General features: G+C 49.7%; 4 protein-coding genes and 1 tRNA gene. 3 read left to right on the forward strand and 2 right to left on the reverse strand.

Features of this window, described 5'->3' with window-relative positions; all coding sequences use genetic code 11:
- Positions 1-18: 18 nt before the first annotated feature.
- The gene (locus AD948_RS00405; protein WP_248845859.1) at positions 19-339 is read right to left on the reverse strand and encodes a YggT family protein; all 321 of its coding nucleotides are present in this window, start codon (positions 337-339) and stop codon (positions 19-21) included.
- 116 nt (positions 340-455) lie between these two features.
- Between AD948_RS00405 and AD948_RS00410 the strand changes: the two genes are divergently transcribed.
- Together AD948_RS00410 and AD948_RS17955 are read left to right on the forward strand one after the other, a co-directional pair.
- Positions 456-531 (forward strand) — tRNA-Ala (locus AD948_RS00410).
- Positions 532-1,194: 663 nt separating this feature from the next.
- Complete coding sequence (locus AD948_RS17955; protein ID WP_006558821.1) at positions 1,195-1,455, forward strand: hypothetical protein; 261 nt, start codon at positions 1,195-1,197, stop codon at positions 1,453-1,455.
- Between the two features lie 524 nt (positions 1,456-1,979).
- Here the strand turns inward: AD948_RS17955 and AD948_RS17960 are convergent.
- The gene (locus AD948_RS17960) at positions 1,980-2,156 is read right to left on the reverse strand and encodes a hypothetical protein (protein ID WP_006558823.1); all 177 of its coding nucleotides are present in this window, start codon (positions 2,154-2,156) and stop codon (positions 1,980-1,982) included.
- Between the two features lie 429 nt (positions 2,157-2,585).
- Between AD948_RS17960 and AD948_RS00425 the strand changes: the two genes are divergently transcribed.
- The coding region (locus AD948_RS00425; protein WP_061470242.1) for a Spy/CpxP family protein refolding chaperone at positions 2,586-3,065 on the forward strand (480 nt) is incomplete at its 3' end.

Below are 3,065 nucleotides of genomic sequence, written 5' to 3' on the forward strand. Positions count from 1 at the left end.
ATGTGTACCCCCCCTGAGTCACAGCCAAAACAAATTGGTATAACGCATTATCAGCATTCGGAACAATTCAACCAGAATGGGTTGCACAACATATTGAATACCCAGCAACACAACCATGGGGCTGAAATCTATCCCCCCCGGCATGGGCAACAGGCGCCGCACGGGTTCCAGCACCGGTTCTGTCAGGCGATTAAAGAACACGCCCACCTTCCAGACCAACTGGTTACGGCTATCCAGAATGCCGAACATGCAAAGATTGATGAAAATGCAGGACAGGAGCAGAATCCAGCAATAAATGTTCAGCAACCGCATCAACAGTGAAAAAAGGCCAAACAGCAAGCGGCAACTCCTTTGAATTCACAGCATTGAAGGCGAACACCTCCATGCCAAAACCATGCCACAATACAGCTTGACACGCTATTAGTAAGCCCTATACACCCAAAAACCATACAGGCGGGGCTGTAGCTCAGTTGGGAGAGCGCCTCGTTCGCAATGAGGAGGTCAGGGGTTCGATTCCCCTCAGCTCCACCACCCGCCCTTGTAAAACACTGTTTTCATTAAATTTTCCGGCATGAATGAAAACTTTTTCTCCTAAAGTTTTCACACTCGGTCTTTTGTCGACCCCTTTTGGGCCGTTCCGTGCTCAGGCTCCTCAGCATCTTCCAAGCAGATTCGGCCAGCAGTTTCTAATTGGCTTCTCTGGTATGGCACTCCGCCTCTGACAGCATATTATGGCCCGTGATGGCGTGCATCCTGCTTCCGCCAAGCCTCTGTCCGGACTGGAAAACTCACCATACCCTGCAAAGCGTGTTTCTGGCCTACGGGAAAATTCCTTTTCGTCACGCTACACCCTCCACGACGCCCAGAATAAAGCAGTGCAAGGGTTTGCAGCGGCGCACATCGGACAGGCGCAGGGTGGCCTCCACATTCTTGCTTCCCGCATGCACACGCAGCGCTCATGGAGCCGATGTGTTCCAGCATCATCTGGCCTATGTCCGGATATGTCAGCCTCGGTGTTCGTATCCGTGCTACTGGAGCGCTGTCCGGTGGCGCTCAAACTGAGATACATTCTGCATGTTTGACTTTCCTCCAGTGCATATAACAAAAAATATTTATGAACGTCCGTTAATCTGAAACGTATTGGGTGCGGGCGTTAGTGCCCTGCCTAAACTCAGAATTGCGGAGCCTATTTCCATGCCCTATACGACCAGACCAGAAATAGAAGTGGCTTTAATCAATGCCGCTTCATCATTTACTGTTGAATTTCTGCGCAGGGGCCCTGGTTCTGAAGAAAAAAGAAACACCAATAATAATGATCATTTTAACGAACACTTTGTAGCTTACTATTTCCGCAACGTGCTTTCCGCACTCAAAAGCAGTTATTTGGATGACCTCCTGAGCGAGGAATCCCGGTCTGATTGGGCAGAAAGACAGCATGATGCGCGCACTCGCTGAGTGATCCGCCCCATAGCCATGCACCAACAAGATCTGCCTCTGAGTGCGATAATTCTTGGCCATGGCAAACCAGACACCTTTGCCAAAAGGCATTCTTGCCTTGCGGCACAGTGAAGCCTGCCAGTGCCCTCCTCAAGGTGCGCTATCATTATCTGTGCAATGCTTGCGCAACCAAGGGCGTTTGGCTCAGCCCGTTCAAGAACAGTTGACTATATAAGCTCCGTCACGTGTGTACCTCTTCTGTTAGCCAGAAAAAGAGGTGCACCACATGAATATTGAGAGATGCTGCTAACTGGCGAGAGATGCCCTCTCTGATTAATCAGAATGGTTTATAAAGGATTTGAGCGCAAAATCTCAGTAAACATAGGATGCTTTGCGTATTTATCCCTAGAATTTAAGAGTGTGACATTGTCACGTGAGCGGAAGGAAGCCTACGGGACAAATACGTCAGCATAAAAAATGCCTGCATGGTGCGGACCATGCAGGCATTACTTCAGTCTGTTTCAAGCGGACTGCAAACAGGTTCAGGCCTGTTCGATATTGTCCTGCTTCACGCCGTGGCCCGCGTAGGCCCCCATGATAATGCCGGGCAGCACAAACGCGGCTGCAAATGCAGCGAAATTGATGTCATGCAGCCCCAGCCCGAACAGAATGAGATCCACACCGAAAAAAATGATAGCGCCGTACAAGCCCATATCCATGCCTCCATTGTGCGCCAGCGGGAAAAACAGGTTCTTTCAAACCATTCTGGCCGCAGGCAGCATAAAAACATGAAGTTTTCTGCTTTCCATCTATGCAGGAACCGCAGCAACCTCTGTTTAGGGACGCTACTCTTTTTTCTTGGTACGTCAATTCTATATTTTATATCACAAGTAACAGAACAATTTTGGTCTGATTTTTTATTCCCTTATATTTTCTTATTTTATTTCTAAATAAGTTCTATTTATTCGTTTTTCTGATTAAATATCGGCATTTTGCCCACTTTGGCACCTGTTAAGGGAGGTTCATCATTTTATCGCTTCCTCCACAAATGCGCCATTTTATGACCACATATCTCCTCCTATCATGGCTCCATGGAGAGATGCTTGCACAGAGCCTCTCCCATTGAATGACGATATAAGGCATTTGGAATGAAAAAAGCTTTGCTGGCCACGGCCCTTACTTTTGGAATGTTCACGGCGGCAGGCTCTCTGGCCCGCGCTGATGATACATCCGCGCCGCCGCCACCTCCCCCGCCGCACCATGGCATGTGCCATCCGCACGGCCACATCCTTTCTCTGGATGGCGTGAAACTGACGTCTTCCCAGAAAAAGAAGATCAAGGCGATCATGGAAGCCAACCGCCCTGATCCAAAAGCGGACATGGAACAGGAACGCAGCATCCATGAACAGATCCGCACCCTACTGACCACACCCGGCCAGGTTGACACCAACCAGTTGACAGCCCTTACGCAACAACTGGACACGCTGCGCACCAACCGTGAAACCCAGCACCTTCAGAAAGAAGTGCAGATTCATGATGTGCTGACCAAGAAGCAGCTGGCTCAGATTGCGGCCAAAAAAGAAGACGAACATTGCCCCCCGCCGCCCCCGCCGCCGGCTGATGGCAAC

It is taken from the genome of Acetobacter senegalensis, from assembly GCF_001580995.1.
GTDB classification, from domain to species: Bacteria; Pseudomonadota; Alphaproteobacteria; order Acetobacterales; family Acetobacteraceae; genus Acetobacter; species Acetobacter senegalensis.

What these genes read in the sequence shown, in the direction of transcription:
- AD948_RS17960 (WP_006558823.1), bottom strand. Translation starts at nt 2,156, where the DNA reads ATGGATATGGGCTTGTACGGCGCTATCATTTTTTTCGGTGTGGATCTC.
- AD948_RS17955 (WP_006558821.1), top strand. Translation starts at nt 1,195, where the DNA reads ATGCCCTATACGACCAGACCAGAAATAGAAGTGGCTTTAATCAATGCC.